Origin of the sequence: Paenibacillus sp. J2TS4 (assembly GCF_018403245.1) — a bacterium.
Classification (GTDB): Bacteria; Bacillota; Bacilli; order Paenibacillales; family NBRC-103111; genus Paenibacillus_L.
The window spans coordinates 76,993-102,502 of the sequence record NZ_BOSH01000003.1 but is presented as its reverse complement, the minus strand read 5'-3'; the positions used below and the strand labels follow the sequence as shown (position 1 = coordinate 102,502).

At 49.8% G+C, this 25,510-nt stretch carries 25 protein-coding genes, 1 riboswitch and 1 other annotated feature; of the genes, 4 read left to right on the top strand and 21 right to left on the bottom strand.

Going from position 1 to position 25,510, the window contains the following annotated elements:
* Window positions 1–159 precede the first annotated feature (159 nt).
* Together KJS69_RS07780 and serA are read left to right on the top strand one after the other, a co-directional pair.
* A complete protein-coding gene (locus KJS69_RS07780) occupies window positions 160–654 on the top strand; it encodes an inorganic diphosphatase (protein WP_213583175.1) in 495 nt (164 codons plus the stop codon).
* An 86-nt stretch (window positions 655–740) separates the two neighbouring features.
* Window positions 741–1,022: a binding site (T-box leader), on the top strand.
* Between the two features lie 94 nt (window positions 1,023–1,116).
* Complete coding sequence (gene serA / locus KJS69_RS07770; RefSeq protein ID WP_213583173.1) at window positions 1,117–2,703, top strand: phosphoglycerate dehydrogenase; 1,587 nt, start codon at window positions 1,117–1,119, stop codon at window positions 2,701–2,703.
* A 101-nt stretch (window positions 2,704–2,804) separates the two neighbouring features.
* On the opposite strand, the gene KJS69_RS07765 is transcribed toward serA, so the two are convergent.
* The 11 genes from KJS69_RS07765 to KJS69_RS07715 form a co-directional block, all read right to left on the bottom strand.
* Window positions 2,805–4,637 carry a HAMP domain-containing sensor histidine kinase gene (locus KJS69_RS07765; protein WP_249730421.1) on the bottom strand — a complete coding sequence of 611 codons (1,833 nt, stop codon included), beginning with the start codon at window positions 4,635–4,637 and terminating at the stop codon, window positions 2,805–2,807.
* Window positions 4,637–5,353, bottom strand: a complete 717-nt coding sequence (locus KJS69_RS07760) for a response regulator transcription factor (protein ID WP_213583172.1) — start codon at window positions 5,351–5,353, stop codon at window positions 4,637–4,639. Before KJS69_RS07760 ends, KJS69_RS07765 begins: the two co-directional genes overlap by 1 nt.
* A 66-nt stretch (window positions 5,354–5,419) precedes the next feature.
* Window positions 5,420–6,691, bottom strand: coding sequence for a cytochrome c biogenesis protein CcsA (gene ccsA / locus KJS69_RS07755; protein WP_283777446.1), 1,272 nt, complete (start codon window positions 6,689–6,691; stop codon window positions 5,420–5,422).
* The gene (gene resB, locus KJS69_RS07750; RefSeq protein ID WP_213583171.1) at window positions 6,688–8,370 is read right to left on the bottom strand and encodes a cytochrome c biogenesis protein ResB; all 1,683 of its coding nucleotides are present in this window, start codon (window positions 8,368–8,370) and stop codon (window positions 6,688–6,690) included. The genes ccsA and resB overlap by 4 nt, the downstream gene beginning before the upstream one ends.
* 79 nt (window positions 8,371–8,449) lie before the next feature.
* Entirely contained in the window at window positions 8,450–8,980 is a 531-nt protein-coding gene (locus KJS69_RS07745; protein ID WP_213583170.1) for a redoxin domain-containing protein, read from the bottom strand.
* Between the two features lie 76 nt (window positions 8,981–9,056).
* A complete protein-coding gene (locus KJS69_RS07740; RefSeq protein WP_213583169.1) occupies window positions 9,057–9,803 on the bottom strand; it encodes a pseudouridine synthase in 747 nt (248 codons plus the stop codon).
* Window positions 9,804–9,822: 19 nt separating this feature from the next.
* Window positions 9,823–10,218 carry a hypothetical protein gene (locus tag KJS69_RS07735; protein ID WP_249730420.1) on the bottom strand — a complete coding sequence of 132 codons (396 nt, stop codon included), beginning with the start codon at window positions 10,216–10,218 and terminating at the stop codon, window positions 9,823–9,825.
* A gap of 8 nt (window positions 10,219–10,226) precedes the next feature.
* Entirely contained in the window at window positions 10,227–10,760 is a 534-nt protein-coding gene (locus KJS69_RS07730; protein WP_213583168.1) for a spore maturation protein, read from the bottom strand.
* Between the two features lie 14 nt (window positions 10,761–10,774).
* Window positions 10,775–11,365: a nucleoside recognition domain-containing protein gene (locus KJS69_RS07725; protein ID WP_213583167.1), complete on the bottom strand. Its 591-nt coding sequence runs from the start codon at window positions 11,363–11,365 to the stop codon at window positions 10,775–10,777.
* A gap of 174 nt (window positions 11,366–11,539) precedes the next feature.
* Window positions 11,540–12,706: a D-alanyl-D-alanine carboxypeptidase family protein gene (locus tag KJS69_RS07720; protein WP_213583166.1), complete on the bottom strand. Its 1,167-nt coding sequence runs from the start codon at window positions 12,704–12,706 to the stop codon at window positions 11,540–11,542.
* Window positions 12,707–13,677: 971 nt separating this feature from the next.
* Window positions 13,678–14,382, bottom strand: a complete 705-nt coding sequence (locus KJS69_RS07715; protein ID WP_213583165.1) for a FadR/GntR family transcriptional regulator — start codon at window positions 14,380–14,382, stop codon at window positions 13,678–13,680.
* Between the two features lie 122 nt (window positions 14,383–14,504).
* Here KJS69_RS07715 and KJS69_RS07710 point away from each other — a divergent pair, with 122 nt between their 5' ends.
* Window positions 14,505–15,917: an FAD-binding oxidoreductase gene (locus KJS69_RS07710; RefSeq protein WP_213583164.1), complete on the top strand. Its 1,413-nt coding sequence runs from the start codon at window positions 14,505–14,507 to the stop codon at window positions 15,915–15,917.
* Entirely contained in the window at window positions 15,914–17,323 is a 1,410-nt protein-coding gene (locus tag KJS69_RS07705; RefSeq protein ID WP_213583163.1) for a (Fe-S)-binding protein, read from the top strand. The genes KJS69_RS07710 and KJS69_RS07705 overlap by 4 nt, the downstream gene beginning before the upstream one ends.
* 119 nt (window positions 17,324–17,442) lie before the next feature.
* Here KJS69_RS07705 and ytfJ read toward each other — a convergent pair whose 3' ends face one another.
* The 10 genes from ytfJ to KJS69_RS07655 all read right to left on the bottom strand — a co-directional run bounded on the left by ytfJ (window position 17,443) and on the right by KJS69_RS07655 (window position 25,207).
* Entirely contained in the window at window positions 17,443–17,994 is a 552-nt protein-coding gene (gene ytfJ, locus KJS69_RS07700) for a GerW family sporulation protein (RefSeq protein ID WP_213583162.1), read from the bottom strand.
* A complete protein-coding gene (locus KJS69_RS07695) occupies window positions 17,967–18,647 on the bottom strand; it encodes a DUF2953 domain-containing protein (RefSeq protein WP_213583161.1) in 681 nt (226 codons plus the stop codon). The genes ytfJ and KJS69_RS07695 overlap by 28 nt, the downstream gene beginning before the upstream one ends.
* A gap of 110 nt (window positions 18,648–18,757) precedes the next feature.
* Window positions 18,758–19,372 (bottom strand): SMC-Scp complex subunit ScpB, encoded by a 615-nt coding sequence (scpB, locus tag KJS69_RS07690; protein WP_213583160.1) that lies wholly within the window; start codon window positions 19,370–19,372, stop codon window positions 18,758–18,760.
* On the bottom strand, window positions 19,341–20,126 hold the full coding sequence (locus KJS69_RS07685) for a segregation and condensation protein A (protein WP_213583159.1): 786 nt from the start codon (window positions 20,124–20,126) through the stop codon (window positions 19,341–19,343). Before KJS69_RS07685 ends, scpB begins: the two co-directional genes overlap by 32 nt.
* A 12-nt stretch (window positions 20,127–20,138) precedes the next feature.
* Complete coding sequence (locus KJS69_RS07680) at window positions 20,139–20,792, bottom strand: site-2 protease family protein (protein ID WP_213583158.1); 654 nt, start codon at window positions 20,790–20,792, stop codon at window positions 20,139–20,141.
* Window positions 20,792–21,262, bottom strand: a complete 471-nt coding sequence (gene ribH / locus KJS69_RS07675) for a 6,7-dimethyl-8-ribityllumazine synthase (protein ID WP_213583157.1) — start codon at window positions 21,260–21,262, stop codon at window positions 20,792–20,794. Before ribH ends, KJS69_RS07680 begins: the two co-directional genes overlap by 1 nt.
* The gene (locus KJS69_RS07670) at window positions 21,246–22,499 is read right to left on the bottom strand and encodes a bifunctional 3,4-dihydroxy-2-butanone-4-phosphate synthase/GTP cyclohydrolase II (RefSeq protein WP_213583156.1); all 1,254 of its coding nucleotides are present in this window, start codon (window positions 22,497–22,499) and stop codon (window positions 21,246–21,248) included. The genes ribH and KJS69_RS07670 overlap by 17 nt, the downstream gene beginning before the upstream one ends.
* A gap of 18 nt (window positions 22,500–22,517) precedes the next feature.
* Window positions 22,518–23,186, bottom strand: coding sequence for a riboflavin synthase (gene ribE / locus KJS69_RS07665; protein ID WP_213583155.1), 669 nt, complete (start codon window positions 23,184–23,186; stop codon window positions 22,518–22,520).
* A gap of 2 nt (window positions 23,187–23,188) precedes the next feature.
* Window positions 23,189–24,313 carry a bifunctional diaminohydroxyphosphoribosylaminopyrimidine deaminase/5-amino-6-(5-phosphoribosylamino)uracil reductase RibD gene (gene ribD / locus KJS69_RS07660; RefSeq protein WP_213583599.1) on the bottom strand — a complete coding sequence of 375 codons (1,125 nt, stop codon included), beginning with the start codon at window positions 24,311–24,313 and terminating at the stop codon, window positions 23,189–23,191.
* Between the two features lie 229 nt (window positions 24,314–24,542).
* A riboswitch (FMN riboswitch) is annotated at window positions 24,543–24,712 on the bottom strand.
* Between the two features lie 63 nt (window positions 24,713–24,775).
* Window positions 24,776–25,207 carry a peptidylprolyl isomerase gene (locus KJS69_RS07655; protein WP_213583154.1) on the bottom strand — a complete coding sequence of 144 codons (432 nt, stop codon included), beginning with the start codon at window positions 25,205–25,207 and terminating at the stop codon, window positions 24,776–24,778.
* Between the last annotated feature and the right edge of the window lie 303 nt (window positions 25,208–25,510).

Sequence of the window (25,510 nt, the reverse complement as noted above, 5' to 3'; positions counted from 1 at the left end):
AATTAAGGCTTCCTTTGAAGAATAACGAAAAAAAAAGTCGAATTCAAGCAACAGTGATTGCTTTTATCAAGCCCCTTACTATAAAATAATAAACGGTAAGTTTTCGTGAATGCCACTCATTCCTATCGGAATGGTTAGAGTTTAAGGAGGAAGTTAACGATGTCAAAAAATTTAGTCGTAGATGCATTTATTGAAATTCCAACAGGCAGCCAGAACAAGTATGAATTTGATGAGGAAAAGGGAGCTTTCGTGCTCGACCGTGTCCTGTACTCCCCCATGCATTATCCGGCGGAATACGGTTATTTGAAAAACACGCTCGCTCTGGACGGAGATCCTTTGGACATTCTGGTCCTCACCTCTTTTCCGACATTCCCTGGCTGTGTTATTGAATCGCGAGTCATCGGAGTGCTGATCATGGCCGACGATAAAGGACCGGACGAAAAGCTGCTGGCCGTTCCCGTGAATGATCCCCGCTTCGCAGAGGTCAACTCTCTGGAAGATGTCCCGCAGCATACGCTGAAAGAAATCTCTCATTTCTTCCAGGTTTATAAAGACCTGGAGAATAAAACGAGCACGATCGAAGGCTGGAGAGATGCTGATTTTGCAGCAAAACTGTATGAGGAATGCCTGAATCGTCACAGCGTGAAAAGCTAAACAAAACAACGTGTCCCAAAAATGTCTTTAATTTGTTGTTGACCTTTGCGGACAGGCGTGGTACATTATGAAAAAATCAATACAGCAACATAACATTGATGGAACCAAGCATAAGGAAGCCTTCAGAGAGCCGATGGTCGGTGCAAATCGGCGGTTATAATTATGTGGAGCATTCCGGAGTTGCTGCGCTGAAATTGTATGGAATTGACGTTCGAATCGCTTATCCCGATGAACCCGATCTCCCAGTAGGCGCAGCCGGCAGGAAGCCGTTATCTTCCCGGCCAGCGACTGGCCGTTGAGGCCGCTATACGCGCAAGCGGGCGGTGAATTAAGGGTGGCACCACGAACGTATTACTCTCGTCCCTTTTATACGCAATCAGTATAAAAGAGACGGGAGTTTTTTGCTGTTGCGCATGGCCGCCAACGGGCTGTAATTTACACATTTTAAGGAGGACAAACCCCATGTTCAAAGTATTGGTATCCGATCCGATCAGTGATCTGGGCATTCGCCAATTGAGCGAAGCCGAAGATGTGGTCGTGGACAAAAAAACCGGACTATCCGAGGAGGAGCTGACTGCTATTATTGGCGAGTATGACGCCCTGCTAGTCCGCAGCCAAACGAAGGTAACCGCCAAAATCATGCAGGCCGCATCCCGCTTGAAGGTGATTGGCCGGGCCGGAGTCGGTGTGGACAATATTGATCTGGAGGCGGCGACTGGGCGGGGGATCGTCGTCGTTAATGCTCCCGATGGCAACACCATTGCCACTTGCGAGCTCACCTTCGCCATGATTATGGCAGTTGCTCGGCAAATTCCACAAGCGTACAAGAAGACCGTTTCCGGGGAATGGGACCGCAAATCGTTCGTCGGCGTAGAGCTGCGCGGCAAAGTGCTCGGCATCGTCGGCATGGGCCGGATCGGAAGCGAGGTGGCCAAACGGGCCAAAGTATTCGGCATGGAAGTGGTCGGCTATGATCCATTCCTCACTCAGGAGCGGGCCGACAAGCTCGGTGTCAAGCTGGCCACAGTCGACGAAATTGCCGCACAGGCCGATTTTATAACGGTGCATACTCCGCTGACGAATGAAACTCGCAACCTGATTGATCGCCCGCAATTCCAGCTGATGAAACAAGGAGTCCGCATTGTGAACTGTGCCCGTGGAGGAATTATTAATGAACAGGCGCTGGTCGATGCAATTAACGAAGGAATTGTCGCGGGGGCCGGCTTCGACGTATATGTCGATGAACCGCCGACAGAGGATCATCCGTTCCTGAACCATCCCAAGATTGTCGTCACTCCTCATCTGGGCGCATCTACGGTGGAAGCCCAGGAGAATGTAGCTATCGACGTAGCTGAGGAAGTGCTGCACATCCTTCGTGACGAGCCGTTCAAAAATGCGGTTAACATGCCTCCTGTACCGCCGATCATTCTTAACAAGCTGCAGCCCTACTTTACTCTATGCGAGAAGCTGGGCCGCTTCCTGGGTCAAATGACCGAAGGGCCTGCCCAGGAAATTACCGTTGGCTACAATGGCGAGCTGGCTGACCTGGATACGACCCATCTCAACCGGTATATCGTTAAAGGACTGCTCGCGAACCATCTCGGCGGAGACGTCAACATTGTCAATGCGATGCATATGGCCAAGCTGAGAGATATTAAATTAGTCGTTCAAAAGTCTTCAGCGTCGCAAAGCTTTACTAATCTGATTACGTTAACGCTGAAGACAGACAAAGAGACCCGTATGCTGGCCGGAACTTTATTGGAGGGCTATGGAGAAAGAATTGTGAAAATTGACCAATATACCGTCGATGCTACTCCTGAAGGAGCTATGCTTCTCATTTCCCATAACGACAAGCCGGGAATGGTCGGACGTGTAGGCACCTTGCTCGGCACGAACGATGTCAACATAGCTTCCATGCAGGTGGGACGGAAAGAAGCCGGCGGCTCGGCAATTATGGTTCTTGCCATCGACAAGCATGCTTCTGCCGAGGTCGTTAACGAATTAAACAAATTGCCCGAAATTATGAAAGTGAAACAAATTGTCCTCTAAGGGAGAGTTCAATGTTTCACGTACAACAAGATTTCTCTCGTTTTTTCAACAATTTTAACTCAAACAGGCTTCTTCCCGCTATGGGAAGAAGCCTGTTTGAGTTAATTAGGTTCCGCTTCAAGCGGAAGGAGGATGGAAAAAGTCGTCCCTTGTCCGATGGTGCTTGTAGCCGAAATGGCTCCTCGATGCGCATCGACAATGTTTTTGACAATAGCGAGACCAAGACCGGTCCCCCCTGCCGCTCCTCGCGTGCGAGCCTTGTCCGCCTTGTAGAATCGTTCAAAGATATAGGGAATCTCGTCGGGAGGTATCCCCTCTCCTTCATCTGCTACCTGAATACGAACGGCGGGAGCTTTTAAGTATTCCACCTGGTCGCAGCAGATATTTATACTGGACCCGGCCGACGTATGGCGAATGGCGTTATCCAGCAGGTTCGTCAATACCTGCTCCAGCCGGTCTTCATCCGCCCGATGAAGCACCAAATCATCACAATGCAGGTCTGTCTCCAGACGGATTCCCTGTTCCTTGGACAACACAATGAATTTACGCTGCGCCCTGCGGATCAGCTCGGTAATGTTCACTTCCCGCAGGTTCAAATCCATATGGCCGTTTTCCATTCTCGCCAGATCAAGCAAGTCCTTGACCAGCCGGCCCATTCTGAGCGATTCGTCATGGATGACCTGCGCCAGCTCCTTGCGGTCTTCAGGCGAAGTAACAATATCGTCCACCAGCGCCTCGCTGTATCCCTGAAGCATCGATATTGGCGTCCGCAGCTCATGGGATACGTTGGCGACGAAATCCGTGCGGAGCTTCTCCAAGCGGGTCTCTTCCGTAACATCCCTAATAACAGCCACGACCCCCCGCACTTGGTCTTCGGAGTACAATGGAGCCATAACGACGGAATACACTCCGTTCTTCACGTGTAGCCTGGAGCTGATTCCTTTGGTTTCTTTCACAACCCCTTCGAATAATTGGCGCAGAGGATCGGGAATTTGTCCTTTATACAGACCGCTTGCTTCCTCTTCTTCGGTTTCTTCCCAGTCCAGCCCGTTCCAATCCTCCAGCATTTTCTCTCCATGAGGATTAATAAAAATGATATTTCCTTCAGGATCGAACGAAATGACCGCATCTTCCATACTGTGGAGAACACTGGCCAGGTTTTGCTTCTCATGATTGAGATCCTTGATCGTCCCCTGCAGCCGATCGGCCATCAGGTTGAAGGTTTGCGTTAACTCTCCGATTTCATCGTTAGACACGAGCGGAACTCTTTTATCATATTGGCCGTGCGTAATCGAATCGGCCGCTTTTTTCAAACTGGTTAACGGTCTGGTAATTCGCGTAATTAAAAAAAAGGCAAAAAAGGTCGTCAGCAAAAAGCCCATTAACGAAACAAGCGCAAATAGCCGCTTGACATAGATCTGTGTATCCTCAATCGACTGCATCGATTGAAAGACAATCATGGCATTATAGGGCTCGGTTTCCCCCTCGGCATACAAAGGCATGGCGACATACACGTACCCGCCATGCCATGGATTCATCGATACCGAGAAGCGCTCGCGAATGGTCTCTCCCGCAAATACGGAAGCCAATTCCTTATCGCTGATTACTTCACTTACCGTTATTACTTTATCCCCCGCCACAAACAGCGGGTCTTCCAGATGAACGGCGCCCCGATCCAGGAGCTTCATTCCGGCATCCTGGGTTTCCAGCAGCTCTGTGAGCGCCTCAAAATAGGGATTGTCATTATGGTGGGCCGGAGCCTCTGACGCGATTTTAGTTGCAAGCTTCAGCAGGTTATCCTCCTGATTTCTGACATTGGGGATACTCCTGTCGATATATTGAAATAGAAAAAGGCCAAGACTGATCAGGACAACCGCGACCAATCCGATAATCGTCATCCAGAGCTTGCCCACCACACTGTTGAAAATAAACACTATTTAGGCACCTCTAGCTTATAACCTACGCCCCAAACCGTAGTGATCATGGAAGCGGCTTCCGCAGATACTTTGTTCAGCTTCTCCCGCAATCTCTTCACATGAGTATCTACGGTGCGCAAGTCTCCAAAAAATTCATAATTCCAGACATCCTTCAGCAGTTCTTCACGAGAAAACACTTTGTCCGGCGAAATCGCCAAATAATGCAGCAGCTCGTACTCTTTAGGAGTCAAGGTCACCTCTTGTCCACCCGCCGTCACCCGATGTGCATCGTGTTCGATGACCAGATGCGGGAAGACGATATTATTGCTGGAATTCGCATCCTTGGACAGATAGGCCGTTGCCGACGAACGGCGCAGAATGGCCTTCACCCGATAGATGACCTCGCGCGGGCTGAACGGTTTAACTACATAATCATCCGTACCCACCTCAAACCCCTGTACTCTGTTGGCCTCTTCCCCTTTGGCAGTCAGCATTATAACCGGGGTCGCCTTGACCTGACGAAGCCGGGAGCAGACCTCAATACCGTCGATGCCCGGAAGCATTAAATCGAGCATAATCAGATCATAATCGCGGTCGATCGCTTTCTGCAGAGCGATCTCTCCGTTCTCCGCTTCATCAATTTGATATCCTTCTTTCTCCAAGTACATTCTCAGAAGACGGCGAATCCGTTCTTCGTCGTCGACGACAAGAATCGTTGTTTGTGCGTCTGACATCGATTCTCACTCCTCCTGTCATAATCATTGGCCTCTCGGAAGCGGCCGTAACTTCTCTCTATCTAATTATACACCGGCGTACGAGTGAAGTCCCGCGATAATCAGATTAACCCCTACGAGTGTAAATACTACTACGATGAAGCCGATAACCGCCATCCAGGACGAGCGCTTTCCTTGCCACCCTTTGGATAACCGCAAATGCAGGTAAGCAGCATAGAATAACCAGGTAATAAGAGCCCACACTTCCTTCGGGTCCCATCCCCAGAATCGGCCCCAAGCTTCATGGGCCCAGATCATTGCAAAAATCAACGCGCCTAATGTAAAGATAGGATATCCGATCGCTACCGCCCGATAGCTGATTTCATCGAGATCGTCCGGATCCAGGCTGCTTAACGCGGGTGAGATGGCCTCACCGATCGGCTTGCGGATAATAAGCCGCAGAATTCCATACAGGATCAATCCAGCGATAACCGACCAAATTACCGTGTTGAATTTACGTCCGGCATCCTTGCCGTTCATCCAGGACGGAGTGCTGAATAATGGTTTTTTCATTCCGAGAAACGGCTTCATCTCAACAGTTTCCATTCCGTACGGCTTCACAATCGGCGGCAGCACGTAGGTTTCCTTCTTGAGTGTCTCCTTCTCCACACCGGCTTCAATCGTAATCTCTGTCTTGGAAAATTCAGCTTTGTAGCCGGCGGCATTGAAGCCGAATGTAGCTCCGACAAAGGCGATAATCATAACGAGGGAAAAGATAGACAGCTCGACCCCTCTTCTCTCCCAACGGCCGACCTTCGTTTCCGAGCTAAAATCAACCGTTCTTACAAGATGCATCAAGCCTCCCGCGAAGGCTACCGCGAAGAAAGCGTCACCGAGGGAAGCCATGGTAACGTGAATAGCCAGCCAGTAGCTTTGCAGGGCCGGAATCAGAGGCTGAATCTCCCGCGGAAAGATGGAAGCATAGGCCAGAATCACGATGCCTACAGGAACGGCGAATGCCCCGATAACCGTTTTTTTATAAATCAGATAAACGACGACAAAGGCCAATATGATCATCATCGCCAAACAAGTCATAAACTCATACATATTGCTCGTCGGGATATGCCCCGAGGCATACCACCGGGTAAAGAAAAACAGCAAATGCATAGCCAGTCCGATAACCGTAACGATGAACCCTCGCTTGCCCCAGATTCGAGAATTCTCTTCCGGGCTGCGTCCGCTCCATTTTTTCCCCGTCAAACCGGTAACAAACAGGATAAAGGCGACGGAATAAAGGACGAAGGCAATCAGCAGGTAGGTTCCGCTGTATGAGCTAATAGTATCTAATAATTGGCTCAAGATTTCTTCCCTCCATATGTTTCTAGCGATTTCGAGTCGGCAGATACTCCGCTCTGCGTAAGGGCTTGGGCCACTTCGTTGCGCAGCCCGATCCAATTCTTATTCGTATGAGCCCCCAGATTCAGTTCCCGGCCATCGATACGGATCCAAACCCGGCGATGCTGCCAATAAAAGTTCATGATTAGACCGATCATCGAGATAGCGGAAGCTATCCAAATATAAGGAATAGCTTTATCTACACGAATGTTCAAGTAGCTGGTAAATTCGGCGATTTCCACATTTTCCATAGAACCTGCGGCAATCTCTATTTTTTGAGCCACTTCCCCGTTAATATCATCCTGACGGAAGGTGGCCTTGTCTACTTGACGCGGAAAATAAATGAACACTTCTCCATCCGGCTTCAAATCCGGTCCGGTAATCGTAAAGATAAATGCGGGTTGATTGGGATTAGGAGACAATGAAACCGGAGACCCGCTTTCGTCCAGACCAAAATCAGGGAAATACCCTTTCACCTCCAGATGATAAGGACCCGCATCATAGCTCGTCTCGGGCTCCAGCATCGACAATTCGATGGGCCCAAACGTTTCCCCGGTTTTTTTATTCGTAATCGAAGGCTTTACCGATAACAGGGTAGGAGTCTGGGCAAAATCAAACTGATAGACAAGCAGATCCTTATATTGCAATGGCTTGTTGACGATAATATCCTGCCGGTGAACCTCATGCAGCGTCGGCTTGGCCAACGGATCATCGTCACAGTTGGCGGTGCATTCATATAAGACCGCTTTGGTCTCAAAATGTTTGTATACATTGAGATCCTTGGCCCGGAACTCGTCGGTCATTTCCTCCGGATCATAAAATTCAACCGTAAATTTCTCATTCTTAAAATAATAAGGGGTGTCCGGAATCCGAACGGTCTGTCCCTCCAGAAAACCCATATATTTATCCATGTGCCAACCCGGGATTCCCCGCATGAGGACCGCTAACAAGAAGATAATGAGACCAATATGGAGAATATAAGGCCCCCAACGGCTGAAGCGGTATTTTTCCGCCATTAACGCTGTATCTTCCGTGTGCACCCGGTATCTTTTTTTACGCAGCAGCGCAGCCATTTGGTTAATCCATTCCTGGGCTCCGGCCTGATCCTCAGGCTCTATCGGCAGGGGGGCCGTGTAGGAAACCTTTTGCCGTTTAATAAAAATAAGATGCTTGCGAATCTTCTGCTTGCTGAGAGCTCTGTAGAGCGGCAGAACCCGGTCAAGACTACAAACGACAAGGGAGGTCCCGATCATAAACAGCAATGTAATAAACCACCACGATTCATACGTGTGGGACAGCCCCAGCAAATAATAAATATGGCCGAGCGTACCGTAGTTTTCCTTGTAATACGTGGAAGGATCGAAATTGATAAAAGTATTTTCCTGCGGATAAACCGTTCCCAGTATAGATAAAACCAAAGTAATCAAAATCAAATAAACGGCTACCTTAACCGAAGAGAAAAAACTCCAGATCCGGTCAATCCATGACGGATTTCTTCGCTGCGATCGGCGCGCTACACCGTCGTATCTCATCTCCAGCGGCGCGCTGCCTTCCTCGTCGAACAAAGGCTTGCCGCAAGACTCACAAAGTACGGTCCCCAGATGATTCTGGTGACCGCACTCACATTTAGTATTTTCTATCACCTGATGTCACCTCCCGGAAGCCGCATGATGATCCGCTTCCTTCTCCAGATTAATAGGACGTCCGCTTCGAAACAGGCTGTCATGGCGCCGACGCAACCAGCTTGGACACACTTTGCTCAATGAAAGCCTCATCCATCATTCCCACCTTGATTTGCTCAATCGTCCCGTCCGCTCTAATAAATACAGTGGAAGGATATTCGGTCACTCCGTATTGCTTGCGGATCATTTCTTCACTGTCCAGCAAAATCGGAAAAGTTACGTTAGCCTGCTTAATGAAGCTTTGCGCCGTAACCTTGCTCTCCCCTACGTTAACCCCGACAATGATAACGCCGGAGGCCGCCCATTTCTCGTATTGCTTTTGCAAATCGGGCATTTCTTCCCGGCAAGGGGGACAATAGGTGGCCCAGAAGTTCACAACGACGGGCTTTCCTTTCCAGTCTTCGAGTCGCTGTGCCTTCCCCTCCAAATCAAACAGCTTGAAATGAGGGGCGGGACCGCCGGGACGGGCTTTTTCCTGACTGTTATCCATAGCGGAGTAAACGGTCCACCCCCCGAGAACAAGAAGAGCGCTCAAAATAGTGATCTGCATCCACTTTCTATATTTTCCCAAAATGATCACCTTCATCCTGCAATAAAGATCGTTTCGCTTACCCATCCCTAATTATAACTAATCTAAAGGGAACCTCTTATTTACTATTTTGAACATTGTGTGACCGTAGGGCCGCCGCTATTAAAGCGTCTACCTCCTGCTTGTCCAGCACTCGGTATTTCCCTCGCGGCAGACCCGATAAGGAGATCGATCCGAATTGCACTCTCTTTAATTTGAGCACAGGAAAATGAACCGCCTCGAACATTCGTCGTACCTGGCGGTTTCGGCCTTCATATATCGTAATCGAGATAACGGTTTGTTTTTTGTCCGGATCCATATCGTAATATTCGACTTCTGCCGGGGCGGTCAGCCCATCCTCCAGTTCGATCCCATTCTGCAGCTTCTCCAATACCGTCCCGTGCGGGACCCCTTTAACCGTGGCCAGATAGGTCCTCGGCAGGTGATATTTCGGATGAGTCAACAAATTAGCAAATTCCCCGTCGTTGGTCAGGAGCAGCAGCCCCTCGGTATCATAATCCAATCTTCCGACAGGATAAACCCGCTCCTTGATGTTAGTTAAGTAATCGGTCACCACCTTACGGCCCTTCGGATCCTTGACGCTTGTGATGACTCCTTTAGGTTTATTAAAAAGCAGGTAAATCTTTTTCTGGAGATTAATCGCACGGCCGTCTACTTTGATTTCGTCTTGCTGCGGGTCCACTTTTACGCCCAGATTGGTTACGACAACGTCGTTAACCTCCACCCTGCCGGCTGTAATGTATTCTTCACATTTTCTTCTGGAAGCTACGCCCGCTTGGGCTAGCACTTTCTGCAATCTTTCCATGTTCGCCTTCACCTCAAAACTAATGATAACGATCCTGATGTGAAATCACAAGCGAGTCCCATGGAAAATAAATACCTGGGCAATAGAGGTGATGCTCATGCAGCCGTTTGGAGGAAAATTCGAAATCATCATACAGGTGGAGAATGAGGCGTTGGGCAACAAATAATTGGTGCCGTACCTGAGGAGTCAGCTCGGAAGCTTCGGTATGGGAGAAGTCGCCTTCCAGACAAATATGGATAAATTGAGGATCTGTCGGGGTGAATGAGGGGATAATGTCGCCGTTCTTTGTCACCAGAAAGTCATAGCCTTTGCCATTGATTGCTGTGCAGACGGAGTGATGGATGATAATGCCCGAGTAGGATGGCATGCCGTTCACCTCTCGTTGTTGGAATGCAATAGTATATGAGAACGGCATGAGCCGGGTCACCCGAACACCAAATAACAGATGAGGATAGAAGCGAGGAAACCGACGATATCCGAGATGAGGCCGACTTTAAGCGCGTATCCCGCTTTACGGATGCCGACCGCGCCAAAATAAACCGTCAAGACGTACAAAGTCGTGTCGGTGCTGCCCTGGATCGTTGAGGCTATCCGACCGATTATGGAATCCGGTCCAAACTGCCCGATCAAATCAGCGGTGTAAGCAAGCGACCCCGATCCGGTCAGCGGTCGCAGAATCGCCAGCGGCAGTACTTCCCCGGGTACTCCAACATAGTCGAGAACGGGACGAATTGCGCTGATCAGCAGATCCATCGCGCCCGATGCGCGAAATACAGAAATGGCCACCATCATCCCGACGAGCTGAGGAATGATGGATATCGCAGTTTGAAAGCCGTCCTTCGCCCCCTCGACGAACGATTCGTACACCGGAACCTTTTTATAGGCGGCAAATAATGGAATGAAGGCAATGATGACCGGAATCGACCAGGCGGATATCAAGGTAATGAAGGAATACACGAGGGCTCATCCTTTCAAGATGATTTGGGGCCAATGCGGCTTCGGTACCAACGATCGACGATAATCGCCGTCGCAGTGGCAATGGCTGTGGCCATCAAAGTCGTGCCGACGATTTCAGCCGGATTCGCAGAATTATAATTAAGCCGGATCGCAATCAACGTCGTCGGAATGAGCGTAATGCTCGCTGTATTGAGCGCAAGCAGGGTCGCCATTGCCGGGGTTGGCGAATCTTTATCGGGATTCAGCTTCTGCAGCTCCTGCATCGCTTTAATGCCCATCGGCGTGGCCGCGTTGCCTAACCCGAGCAGATTGGCACTCATATTGGACATAATGTATCCGAGCGCAGGATGATTGTCGGGAATGCTGGGAAACAGGAAGCGGACGACGGGCCTCAGCATACGCGACAGAATTTTCAACAAGCCGGCATCCTCGGCGATCCTCATCATTCCGAGCCAGAAAACCAGAATGCTGATTAAGCCTATACAGATGGTCACCCCGGTCTTGGCCCCGTCGAATACAGCCTGAGTCACCGCTTCTATATTGCCGTTGAATGCGGCTACGATAAAGCCGGCAATGATAAAAAATAGCCAGATGAAATTGACCATCGTCTATTCCCTCCTCGTTGTAGCCTATGTCCTCTCTCCTGCTCATCCGGCTTGACCTGAGTTATTATCTCGTCATGCCTCCCGTTCCCAGAAAGCTCGCTTCTGATTCCAACGGTCTGTAAAGGAAGAAAGCCGCATGGCTCGGGAATCCAAGCATCGGACTTAGAGATTGTGTCAGCCGGATAGAGTGAACAGAGCATTCCAGAGCTTGCGAAAAGTATGGAAAAATCCGCTGCCTTCGGAATCTATCTGATCCATCTCTGTAAATTGGAAGGCCGAACGCGAATTCCATGCCGTTCGCGGACTATTTTCAGCATAAATAGGAACGGATCCAACCATTTGTCCATCCATAGAGAGCTTCAGCTTCCCTCTCTCTCCCAATCGATAAGCAACGGTATTCTCCGATATCATTTCCCGCTCGATTGTAAGTCGAGCCGCTTCGTCCTCGGTCAGAGGATAAACGAATGACGTTCCAAGCACAAGACCCTCTCCCACCTTGTCTCCTTGCTTGAGAAGCACATGAAGAGGATAATGCTTGAAGCCATAATCAAGCATATTGCTATGATCCAGCCAATCATTAGGATCATTGAGCGTGACGGCGGCCAACTGTTGTCCATCCCGGGTCGCCGAGGAAATGAGCGTCCGTCTGGCCTGCTTCGTGTACCCGGTTTTTACTCCGTCCGCTCCCGAGTAGAGCGTCAGCATCCGGTTTTTATTGTTCCATACGGCATCCCATTTTTCTTGCGGTCTCGGAACTCTCTTTGTTTTTGTCTTGACTATTTCTTGAAAAGTAGGATTTTTCAAAGCATAGGCCGTTAGTTTGGCCATATCATTGGCCGAGGAGTAATGTCCTTCCGTATCGAGCCCGTGCGGATTTATAAATTGGGTATGCTCCATTCCGAGTTCCTCTGCCTTCTGGTTCATCAGAAGGGCAAATCCTTCGATGGAGCCGCCAATATGCTCAGCAATAGCTACAGCAGCATCGTTGCCGGAGCGCAGCATCAAGCCGTACAGAAGATGATGAAGACTCATCTCTTCTCCATTCTTTAAGTACAGAGAGGAGCCCTCTTTGCCGAAGGCATTCCTGCTGACGGTGACCGGTTCGCTCAAGGTTCCCTGTTCAATGGCGACTATAGCCGTCATTACCTTCGTCAAGCTCGCGATCTTCATCGGCTTGTCGCCTTCTTTGCTGTACAGTATTCTTCCCGACGTCACATCGATTAAGGCGGCCGCTTCCGCATAGGTGGACAACGTCGGCTTGTCTGCATTAACGTGCGCGGGACTTATCGCCCAACTGATCAGCAAAGACCCTATGACGGCCGCCCAGAACATTCTCCTCATATTTCCCCTCCCCTAATTCCCCCGTGACTTGTCCGCAGGTACGATTGTTAATATATATGCATGACCCTGAAGGAACATGTCCTGTCTATCCTATTAGGACGGGAATTTAATAAGTCATTTCAGGCCAAGTATATGATTTTAAGATCCTTTCTCAAATTTCAAATGAATACTTTATTTGTGATCAAAATTTTGATAGCACCCTACTTCCGAAAAAAATTGCGTCGTGTCCTCCAAGTGGCTAATAACGGATCGACTCTTTCTCCAAAGATTCAGTTCCACTTATGTGGTTATTAGACATCACACCATCTTTTAATTGGTAAAATATGGATTGTGATTGGATGTTGTAATTCAATTTGAAAAGGGAAGGGGAAAAGCGGGAAATGGAATTATTTGATTTATACGAGGACTATACGATGGATAGTATTCTTGTCATTTGCGTACCTTTTTCAATAATCATGGACCGGCTGAACTTTTCTACCCTGGAATAGATAATCTGCATTTTGCTTACAAATCCCTAAATCCGGAACAAATTTAAGATGCAAAAATGCACCCCATGTTACTGCTTTAACCATTTTTTGCAATTCAAGTGTAAAAATGCACTATAATTTCTATTTCTTATGGAAAATGGCTATTTCGCCAAGATTAGAGGGTACTTTTGCACTTGAATCCCGGTTTTCGGGAGAAAGGTTGATTTAAGAGGTATTTTTGCACTTCAATTCCTATGTAGTCACTGCGGGGCTAGGAACACTGCCTCCTGCTGGGTAACGGCTGTATTTAAGGGCACTCTCGCCCAATAAGAGGGCCCGAGTATGCGACCATAACTTGGAGAAGCTCAAAACCATCATCAGTCCTTGCCAAGCCAAATGGTGTAGTTAGTCCTCGCTTGGTTGGCTCGACTTCATGGAAAATAACCTGCATTTGAAAAATCACAGGCTGGCTGGACGGGCCAGGTTTTGTCCGCAGCAGCGGGGTTAGAAAAACTGGGACAGCACCTTCTCCACCTTGGTCAAATGCTCCAGCATTCTTTGGGAAGCTGCTTCTTCCTCCTGCCGGAGAATAGCTTCATAAATTCCCTGATGCTCCTTAGTGAGCCGGTTGGCCGTCGCTCGCTCACCATAAAACCACAGCTGCCGCGTTTCCTTAATCGTCTCCTCCAGCTTATGGGTCAAGGATTCCATCATTTGCAGCAGCAGCGAATTGTGCGAGGCTTTAGCGATCTGCAGATGAAAGCGGAGATCGGCTTCCTCCTCCTTCTTGTCATCCCCGGAACAGGCCTTCATACTGTCCAAAATGGAGGCAAGCTCCGCCAAGTCTTCCTCTGTTCGATTTCTCGCCGCAAGCGTTGCGCATCCGGTCTCAAGCACCTTTCTGACTTCCATCATCTCTTTCAAGGAATCCGTATGATGGAACAGGGCAGGGAAGCCCCCCTGTCCTTCGCTAGGCAGGGTCTGACTGACGAAGGTGCCTCCTCCTTGACGAATTTCCAACCAGCCCATAGCCTTCAGTGCACTAAGCGCTTCTCTCAGAGTAGACCGGCCGACCCCGTAATTGGCGGCCAGATCGACAACCGAAGGAAGCCGGCGTCCCGGTTCCAGCTCTCCTGAGCTAATTCTCGATTGAATATCGTTCATAACGATTTCATAGCTTTTTTGCGGATTGACTTGTTTTACGTTCATGCCTTTATATCCTCCGACGGCTTATTTTTCTGCGAACCATATACAATGATTTAATCATAAGCTATAATAAAGCAAAAGTCATCTGATGACCTGACTAATTTTATTTTTAGGGAGGACCTCTTATGTTGGAGCAAACCATTCGCCAACAACTGATGGATATCGTAGGCGCTGGTTTCTTTCGTGATGACAACGAAGCCCTTGTCACTCATTCTTACGACGCCACTCCGATGCTCCAGGCTATGCCGGATGCCGTGATGTATCCCGAGACCAAGGAGCAGATATCGCAAATTTTAAAACTTGCCAATGAGCACCGTATTCCAATTGTCGGCCGTGGGGCGGGCACCAATCTGTGCGGTGGAACTGTACCGGTCGAAGGCGGGATCGTGCTCGTCATGAATCGGATGAATCGGCTGCTGGAGGTCGATCAGGATAACCTGACCGCCACCTTCCAGCCTGGCCTGAACACAAAGCAGTTCCATACGGCTCTGGAACAGTACGGCTTATTCTACCCCCCCGACCCAAGCAGTATGGTCATATCCACGCTTGGCGGCAACATTATGGAATGCGCCGGCGGTCTGCGGGGACTTAAGTACGGAACGACCAAAGACTACGTTCTAGCGCTGGAGGCGGTGCTGCCTTCGGGAGAAATTATCCGCACGGGCGGCAAGCTTTACAAGGATGTGGCCGGCTACGATTTGACAAAGCTGCTCGTCGGCTCGGAGGGAACGCTGGCCGTCATTACCGAAGCGACTGTTAAGCTGCTTCCGGCGCCCAAGCATAAGCAGACGATGCTCGCTATGTATAAGGACATCCACGCCGCGGCCCGAACGGTCTCGAAAATCGTCGGCAACCGGATCATTCCATCCACATTGGAATTTCTCGATAACGCTACGCTCCGAGTAGTGGCAGAATTCAACAAGCTCGATTTGCCGCTTGATATGGAAGCGATTTTACTAATCGAGCAGGACGGTGAAGACGAAGCAGCTATCCGCCGGGATATCGAACAGATCGTTGAGATTTGCCGTCAGGAAGGAGCCGCGGATGTTCAGATGGCCCGCAATGCGGAGGAAGCTGACAAGCTGATGACGGCTCGCCGCAGCGCCTTGTCGACCTTGGCCAGAATTCGGCCGACCACCATACTTGAGGACGCAACAGTTCCCCGCTCCAAAATTGCCGACATGGTGCTGGCGATTAACGAAATCGCTCAAAAATATAACGTTCATATCTGTACGTTCGGACATGCCGGAGACGGAAATCTTCACCCCACCTGTACGACAGATGCCCGGGACCACGAGGAAATTGAACGAGTGGAGCAGGCCTTCGCGGAAATTTTTGAAGCAGCGATTCAAATGGGAGGCACCATTACCGGGGAGCATGGGGTCGGCATCGTCAAAGCCCCCTATCTGGAATGGAAGGTCGGACCGGTCGGCATGGAAATCATGAAAGGAATCAAGCGAGTTTTCGATCCGAACAACATTATGAATCCGGGCAAAATTTTCACTGAAACTCGCAAAAGAGTGGTGGTTCAAAAATGAATAAAACGATAGAGACGAAAACTGCACCCCCTGCGATTCCTTTGAAGCCGGGACAGAGCCCCTCTGGCAAACCGGCGAATCCGCTCGCGGAAGCATTGAAGCTGAGCCTCGATTACGACGAGCTGACCAATTGCATGCGCTGCGGCTTCTGCCTTCCCGCGTGCCCGACCTTTAGCGAAACCGGAATTGAAGCCGCATCTCCCCGGGGAAGAATAGCTCTGATGAAAGCGGTGGCCGATGGGCTTATGGAGCCGGATAAGGCCTTCAAGGATCAGCTCGATCTATGCTTGGGCTGCCGAGCCTGCGAGCCCGTCTGTCCTTCGGATGTCAAGTATGGGCATCTGCTGGAGCAGGCCAGAGAAACAATCGAGGAGCATGCTCACCATCCGCCCCATATCAAGTTTATCCGCACGGTTATGTTCAAGCATGTATTTCCTAAGCAAAGCCGCATGAAGCTGCTTGGCATGGGGCTAAGCGTCTATCAGAAATCCGGACTGCAGTGGCTTGCGCGCAAGTCCGGCGTTATGAAGCTGTTTCCGGAATCGATGAGTCAGATGGAGAAAATATTGCCAGAGGCAAGCAGCAAAGGAGTCGTCGAAAACCTGGGAACCCTTGTCCCTGCCAAAGGAACCAAGGTTGCCCGGGTAGGCATGTTCAGGGGCTGTATCATGGATGTGCTGTTTACAGAAACGAATATTAACAGCGTCAAGCTGCTGTCGCAGGCCGGCTTCGAGGTCGTCATTCCGACAGCACAAAACTGTTGCGGAGCGCTGCATGCCCACAGCGGGGAGAAATCAGCGGCCACAGATTTGGCCAAGCGTAACATTGCCGCCTTCCGGGAAGCCGATGTGGATTATATCGTATCCAACGCCGGGGGCTGCGGAGCACTGCTGATGGAGTACGATCATCTGCTGCAGAACGACCCGGAGTGGGCCGAAGCCGGTCAGTGGTTCGCAGAGCGAGTAGTCGATATAAGCGATATTTTACTGCGCAAAGGACGGCTGCCGGATTTTCGCGACGAGCGCTCCTCTACTTCTGTTACGATAACTTACCAGGATTCGTGCCATCTCCGGAATGTGATGAGAAGCGGTTCTGCTCCTCGCCAATTAATGAAGCGGATCGGCAATGTGCAATTGGTGGAGCTGGCCAACTCCGATAAATGCTGTGGTTCCGCCGGGATCTACAATCTGACCCAGCCCAACATGGCCAACGATCTTCTCGATCACAAAATGGAAGACGTGAAGAAAACGGAAGCCGGTTATTTGCTGACCAGCAACCCCGGATGCTTGCTGCAAATGAAACTCGGAATTGAAAGAGAAAAGATGGGGCAATCGATGCAAGCGGTCCATATCGTCGACTTTTTATATGACCGGATAGTAACAGACGATGTTAACGAAAACAAATAAGAGCAATTGAGTATAGCTCTCCATGCAAAAAGCTGCCGGCTAACGGCAGCTTTTTGCAACTTGAACTCGTTCCCGGCCGGTCCAATTACATGAAATTGGCTTGGAACATTTGGAATTAATTAGGAAGGCATAGTATTCGGATCCGCAGGCTTAGGCGGTGCCGCAGGTGGTGCTGCAGGCGGTGTTGCAGGCGGCGGGGTAGGTGCTGGCGAAGCAGCAGCTGTGGAAGTATTTCCTTTGATCATGCTTTGAATCTTGTCCACCACTTGTGGAGCGGAATCGATCAGCCGTTCAAACAAGTGTGTCTGATTATCCAACGGAACGACACGAACTCCTTGTTGTCCCACCACGAGAAAAGCGATCGGAGTAATCGAAATCCCGCCCCCGCTTCCTCCGCCAAACGGAAGCGCAACCTTTGCATGGTTGGCGTCGTTGGCTGCTCCTTGATTCGTGGCTCCCTGATGTGCCGCACCAGCGGTAGGTCCACCCTCCGAGTCGGTGACAAACTCGCTGCCTCCGGCCGCAAAACCGAATCCCACTTTGGAAATCGGCATGATGACACTTCCATCCGGAGTTTCTACCGGATCACCGACAATCGTATTTACATCAACCATATCCCGGATATTTTCCATCGCTGTTTTCATTAGGCCTTGGATAGGATGGTCTGCCATGTCTTGATTCCTCCCTTCACTTTCATCATGCGAATCAGCAGCATTAGTCCTGCAACTATAGCATAACCCAGGCGAATTTTCGCTATGCACACGACTTCCGTGGTAAATAGTGTCCGATTATACTGAGGCTGCACATTAATCTTGGGCTCTGACTGAAGCCGGACGTATTGCTGCAAATAACCTAGCAGGGAAGCTTTCAAGCTCCAGACCACTCCGGTCAAAACTGCGGTTTCCGGTGCATCCCCCGCTCCAACATGAGTGGACCATTCCAATCGCTTGATTTTGACGCGGGACAAAGTCCCTTTCATCCATTCCCAATAATTCGATATTTGTGAAAGGAACACTTTAAAATTGTGGTAGTACTGCTTGATTTTATCCAGATTAATCAGATCCTCGGTGTCATTCATTTTTGTCGCCTTGTTTTCATTTATCTGTGACGTTTTCATTTTCAATCCTTTTTCCAGACTTTTGAACATAAGGGCGGATACCTCGTATTTTAGCCGAATCATTCCGAACAATGCATTCAGTTGAATATAAATCTTATCGTTCTCGCGAACCCGGGACACGTACAATTTAAAAGTCAGGTGACTGGAGAAGACAATAACGGCCACGACGATTAAGGCAGCCGCCAAAAATAACCAGAAAATGAGCATGATCCAGGCCTCCTATCGACAAAAAAACCCCGATGCGAAGTAAGGGACAGATTAGCCGTAATCCTTCACATGGAGTTTAGTATGTGATTTCCATTATGAAAACATTCGTTTTATTCTTCCACACCGGAGTTGATATCGTCGATCGTCAACTGCTCTACATCGAGTTTCTCGAAAAGCAATCTAGTCTCCTCCTCAAGATCCACATCCTGGGCAAAATGATCCTTCTCCGGCAGTTGATCAATGCTCATCAAACCAAAATAATCCAAAAATTGCTTAGTCGTTCCGTACAAAATCGGTCTTCCGATCGCTTCCGCTCTGCCGACTTCTTCAATCAGCTCTTTAGCAACTAAAGTACTGAGAGCGCGATCCGATTTGACCCCGCGAATTTCTTCTATTTCCACGCGCGTAATCGGCTGTTTATAAGCAATAATAGAAAGTGTCTCCAGTGCGGCCTGGGACAAAGAAGTTCGAGTGGGAGAATGAGCGAGTCGCTCAAAAAAAGGGGCATGCTCAGGCAAGGTCGTCAATTGAAAGGTGCCTGCCATCTCTACGATTTGAATACCCCTTGCTTGATTTTTATACTCTTCTTTCATTTCCTGCAAGACGGAAATAACCTGGCGGACATCCTGCTCCAGCACATCGGCCAATTGCTTGCCATCCAGCCCTTCATCTCCGGCTACAAATAACAAACCTTCAATAGCTGATTTCATCTGGGGTGTATCCATGGATTCCCTCACCATCCTCTCTCGCCTGGATGACAATATCTTCGAAACGATTATGCTGGTAGCATTGTACCTTTTTCATTTTCATCAACTCCAGCAAAGCGAGAAAAGTAACGACAATGTCTTCCCGGTTGAATCCGGTTTCCAGCAGCTTGGAGAACAATACTCTGCCTCCGCGATTGTCCAGCAGCGTAACAATTTCCGTAATTCGGTCCTTCACCGATATTTCATCCCTGCGGATTTTAGTAATCCGGTTTCGCTCCGCCATTTTACGCAGCGCCTTCTGGAAGGCCCAGACAAGGTCCGCCACATGAATTCCTTCGACTGGATTGACGTTCTTAGGTACGTAAGGAGTCAGATCCTCCGGCTCCCTTGTATAGATCAAGCTGCGCTCCAGCTCTTTATCTCTTAGATGATCCGCAATCCCTTTGTATTTACGGTATTCAATCAGCTTGCGCACAAGCTCTGCACGCGGATCCTCTCCCTCGCCCTCCTCCATACCATCCCATTCCAACTCGATCACCGGAGGCTTGGGGAGCAGCATCTTACTTTTGATGGACAACAGGGTGGCGGCCATTACCAGAAATTCACTGGTCACCTCCAGCTCCAATTGCTGCATAGCCGAGATATATTCCAAATATTGATCCGTGATTTCTTTAATCGGAATGTCGTAAATATCCACCTCAGCTTGATCAATGAGATGAAGCAGCAAATCGAGGGGGCCTTCGAATGTTTCCAATTTGAAAGTTACCTTCACTCCTTCTCCCCCTCATCCTACGGAATAGACCGCCATTAACCAATGATTAACCTGTTGAAAAAGCATTTCGAGCCAATGCCGTCCGAAGGGAAGCATCAGCAAGGCCATCAGCACAAGCAAGCTCCATTTTTCATATTTATCGAGAAATGCCGCCATTCGTCCGGAAGCCAGATGACGCAGAAGCTTCCAGCCGTCCAAAGGATAAAGCGGCAGTAAATTCAGCAGAAACAGAAGAACGTTAACAATATAGCAATAGTGCAAAATGCCTTTGAGCAAAGCTCCGGCCCAGCCTCCGCCCGCTCCTAGCGGGCCATCCAGCGGCAGCTCCAGAAACAGCCAGCCGAATAGAAGACTTAGAACCAGGTGAAGCAGCGGTCCGGATAAAGCCCACAAGATCAGCATGAACCGACTTGATTTCTCCAATGGCTTCGGGCTTAATGTGACCGGCCGGCTCCATCCGTACGGGCCGAACAGCACCATTAGCGATCCTAACGGATCCAGATGTCTGCCCGGGTTGCCGTGAACCCGCCCTTGTTCTCTGGCCGTCCGGTCGCCCAATAGAAGAGCGAACACGGACAGCCAGACATCATGCAATGTAATGGCCAGCATAAATGCGACAGCCCGGAACAAAAGCGTATCCAGATCGAAATAAGCAAGAAGCTCCATTATCCTTTCAACTGCTTAACCAGGTTCACCATTTCAATTGCCGTTGCGGCGGCCTCCCAGCCTTTATTCCCAGCCTTCGTCCCGGCTCTTTCGACTGCTTGCTCTATAGAATCAGTCGTCAGCACTCCAAAGACAGTAGGAACGCCCGTCTTCAGGTTGATCGCCGCTACCCCTTTGGAAACCTCACTGCATACATAATCGAAGTGTGGCGTCGAGCCGCGAATAACCGCTCCTAATGTAATGACCGCATCGTATTTGCCGCTTTCCGCCATTTTTTGTGCAATGAGCGGAATTTCAAATGCTCCGGGGACCCAAGCGATTTCAATTTCTTCTTCCTCCGCCCCGTGCCGCTTAAGAGCGTCCAGCGCACCCGACAGCAGCTTGTTTGTAATAAATTCGTTAAAACGGCCGACCACAATGCCGTATTTGGCTTCTTTAGATACTAGATGTCCTTCATACAATTTTGCCATTTTCCTTCGTCTCCTCTTCGGTATCATTAATAAAATGAAGCAAATGACCCAGCTTATCCTTTTTCGTATGAAGGTAGCGGGTATTACTCTCGTTCTCTTCCATCTGAATCGGAACTCTTTCGACCACTTCCAGACCGTAGCCTTCCAAACCTTTTATTTTGCGAGGGTTGTTGGTGAGCAGCTTCATTTGGCGGACACCCAAGTCCTTCAATATTTGCGCCCCGATCCCGTAATCCCGCAAATCAGGAGCGAATCCGAGCTTGAGATTGGCGTCAACGGTGTCAAGCCCTTGTTCTTGCAGCTTATAGGCCTTCAATTTATTGATCAGCCCGATTCCGCGCCCTTCCTGCCTCATATATAAAAGCACACCCGAGCCCGCTTCGTCAATTTGTTTTAATGCCGCGGCGAGCTGAGGCCCGCAATCACAGCGGTTCGAATGAAATACATCCCCGGTCAGGCATTCAGAATGAACCCGGACAAGCGTCGGCCGGGAACTATCGATTTTCCCTTTAACGAGGGCAACGTGCTCTTTGCTGTCAACTTCATTGGTGTAAGCAACTGCCGTGAATTGCCCGAAATCGGTAGGCATTTTGACCTCGACTTCACGCTTGACCAAATTTTCCTTCTCGTTGCGATAGCGAATCAGATCGCGAATCGTAATTAATTTCAGTTCATGCTCCCGTGCAATCTGCACGAGATCAGGAACTCTGGCCATCGATCCGTCCTCTTTAATGACCTCGCAAATCACTGCCGCAGGGTACGATCCGCACATAGTGGCCAGATCAACAGCCGCTTCCGTATGCCCTGCCCGGCGCAAGACTCCGCCCTTCTTCGCGATAAGCGGAAAGATATGCCCCGGCCGGCGGAAATCAGCAGGCTTTGCCTTGGGATCAATCAGCGCCTTAATGGTCAACGATCTTTCATGAGCGGAGATCCCTGTAGTCGTCTCCAGATGATCTACGGAAACGGTAAAGGCCGTTCCGTGATAATCCGTGTTATGTGAAACCATAAGCGGCAAGTCCAGCTCTCTCGCACGCTCCTCCGTAATTGGCGTGCAGACGAGCCCTCTTCCTTCCTTGATCATAAAATTGATCACCTCGGGAGTAGCCCTTTCCGCCAAGGCGATAAAATCTCCTTCATTCTCACGGTCTTCATCATCGACTACGATAACGACCTTGCCTATCATTAAATCATAAATCGCTTCTTCAATTTTATCAAATTGTACCGGATCCGCCATAGCGTCTCCCCCCTTTTTTTAATAAAATCCGTTATCCGCCAAAAACTGTTCCGTCAGCGCCGGCTTCCGTCCAGAAGAGGCTGAATTCGGTTTATCCCGAAAGGCGAGCAGTCTTTCCACGTATTTGCTAAGCACATCACATTCAATATTAACCGGATCGCCTGGCTTTTTGCTCTGCAGCACCGTTTGGGCGAGCGTATGAGGAATAATCGAGATGGTGAAGTATGTCTCTTCCGCTTCTACGACGGTCAAGCTGATGCCGTCTACTGTAATAGAGCCTTTCGGAACAATGTATTTCAGAACCGCACCATCATCCGGCTCGATTCGAAAAATAACGGCGTTGTCCTCATTGTCCCGCGCCGTAATGACTGCAGTCGCATCGACGTGTCCTTGGACGATGTGGCCGCCAAATCGGCTTTGAATGGACATCGCCCGTTCCAGGTTGACCGGTTGACCGGGAGCCAGTCGGTGAAGCGTCGATTTACGGAACGTTTCCGGCACGACATCTACAGTAAAAGTGGTACCGTCAAACGCAACGACCGTCAGACAAACTCCGTTCACCGCTATGCTGTCTCCGAGCTGAACGTCCTCCAGCACCCGTTTGCCCTCAATCGTCAAGATCATCGCCTGTCCCTGACGGGAAATGCGGCGCAGCGTGCCAATCTCTTCAATCAGCCCTGTAAACATCTTTACTCCCCCTTTCTCCAGCTCAATGCCCCTCTATATTTTGGATACCCAATCATACAGATATCCTGTTCTATCTGCTGTACCTGAACGATGTCCAGCTCGACAGAATCGCTCATCCGATCAAAGCCTTCGAATTGAAAATTATTCGGTGCTTGGGGCCCGCCTACGATTTTGGGGGCGTAGAACAGAATGCATTTATCAATGAGTCCACACTCCAGCATCGCACCGTTCAAGCGTCCTCCGCCTTCGAGCAGAATCGAGCTGATTCCTTTGGCCCCGAGCTTATGCATGGCCAGCTGCAAATCGACCTTGGGGCCCGATCCGGCATCCACCCATTCGATTCCCCGCTTTGTTAACTGTTCGCGCTTCTCTTGCGGGGCGGCGGATGTCGTAATGATGATCGTCTTCGCCTCTTGGTTCAGCACAAGAGAGTCCATCGGGATCCGCAAATTGGAGTCGATGACTAGTCGAATCGGATTAATCGCATCGACCGATAACCTGGTTGTCAAGCGCGGATTATCAGCGATAACCGTCTCCACTCCTACCATAATGGCTTGATGGCGGTGCCTTAGGGCATGGACGTACTCACGCGACCGCTCATTCGTGATCCACTTGCTGTCCCCCGTTCGGCTGGCGATTTTACCATCCAGCGTGCTGGCCGTTTTGAGCGTTACAAAAGGCTGTTTGGTGACAATATATTTATTGAAGGCCTCGTTCAACTGCCTTGACTCTTGCTCACAGAGGCCAACCTCGACTTGTATGCCGCAGCTTCTCAGCCGTGCTATCCCCGAACCAGCTACCTGCGGGTTAGGGTCCGTACTGGCTACGACGACCTTGGCTACTCTGGCTTCAATGAGGCGGTCGCAGCAAGGAGGGGTCCGGCCGTAATGACTGCAAGGCTCCAGCGTAACGTAGGCGACGCTTCCTTCGGCTTGCGAGCCCGCCATCTCTAAGGCGTGGACCTCCGCGTGAGCTTGGCCCCTTTCCAGATGGGCACCCATTCCGACAATTCGGCCGTCTTTAACGATGACACAACCAACGACCGGATTAATTTCCGTCTGGCCTTGTGTGCCGCGGGCCAGCTCCAGAGCCAGCCTCATGTAATGTTCTTCATTCAATAAGTCCATGCTGTTCATACTCACCATCCTTCTCACCCGCTATACCTCGATAACCGGGTTTATACAAAAGGCCCCTTGACCCAAGGCTTCGACCACCCTCATCGCGGGTCGGCCGAACCTTGTTATTCAAGGGGCTGTTAAAGGTATGAGGAAACAAGCAAATAAACGGATCGTTTGTTCTTTTTTTCACCATTCAACATGTGAAAAAAAGCTCAAGCCCGAGCCGGCCACTTGCTTCTTTCTCCTTCTCCCATCCAGACTATACTGTCGGTTCCGGAATCTCACCGAATCCACCGCCTGCACGCTTCAGACAGAGCGATGCAGCCGGGTCACGGACTTGCCCGCAGCCGCTTGCCGCAGCCCGGGATCACCGCCGGTAGGGAATTTCACCCACCCCCGAAGGAAACATGTATTCAATTATTTTCCCTTAGGTCCATAACCATGTTAAGGGACTTCACTTCGTCCGCGAGACTATACTTCGACTACTTTTACTGTCTCCATCTTGTCTCTTCCCTGAAAAGCATCGACATGCTCCATTCCTTTAGCCACTTTCCCGAAGACGGTATGAACTCCGTCCAAATGTGGCTGAGGCGCATAGCAGATATAGAACTGGCTGCCTCCCGTGTTCTTGCCGGCATGAGCCATCGCCAGCGTTCCCCGCTCATGTCGATTGGGATTGATCTCACAGTCGATTTCGTATCCAGGGCCCCCTCGGCCGTCCCCATTAGGGCATCCCCCTTGTGCTACGAATCCAGGGATGACACGATGAAATACAAGACCGTTATAGAACCCGGAATTGGCAAGCTTCTCGAAGTTTGCTACCGTGTTAGGAGCGTCCTTGTCAAATAGGTCGATGACTACTTCTCCGCCGTTCTCCAGGGCAATTATTGCTTGCTTTGCCATATGGGTCACTCCTTCTCTTTATAATAGGCTGGTACCCTTCTTATTGTAATCGACTTCGAGCAAAAACACCAGCATGGTTCCACATACGCGACAAGGGAGAGGGCATTAATTGCTCCCCCTCCCCTATTTGTTCTTTTTAGAAATCATCCCGAAGGATGCCAAAAAACCAAATTCGGCATCGAAGCCTCAACCTGCACGTACCCTTGGGAAATGAATTTAAGGTGCAAAAATGCACCTCAACTCTGCAGCTTATGCAACTTTTTGAGATTAGGGTGTAAAAATGCTCTTTAATTCTCACTTTTT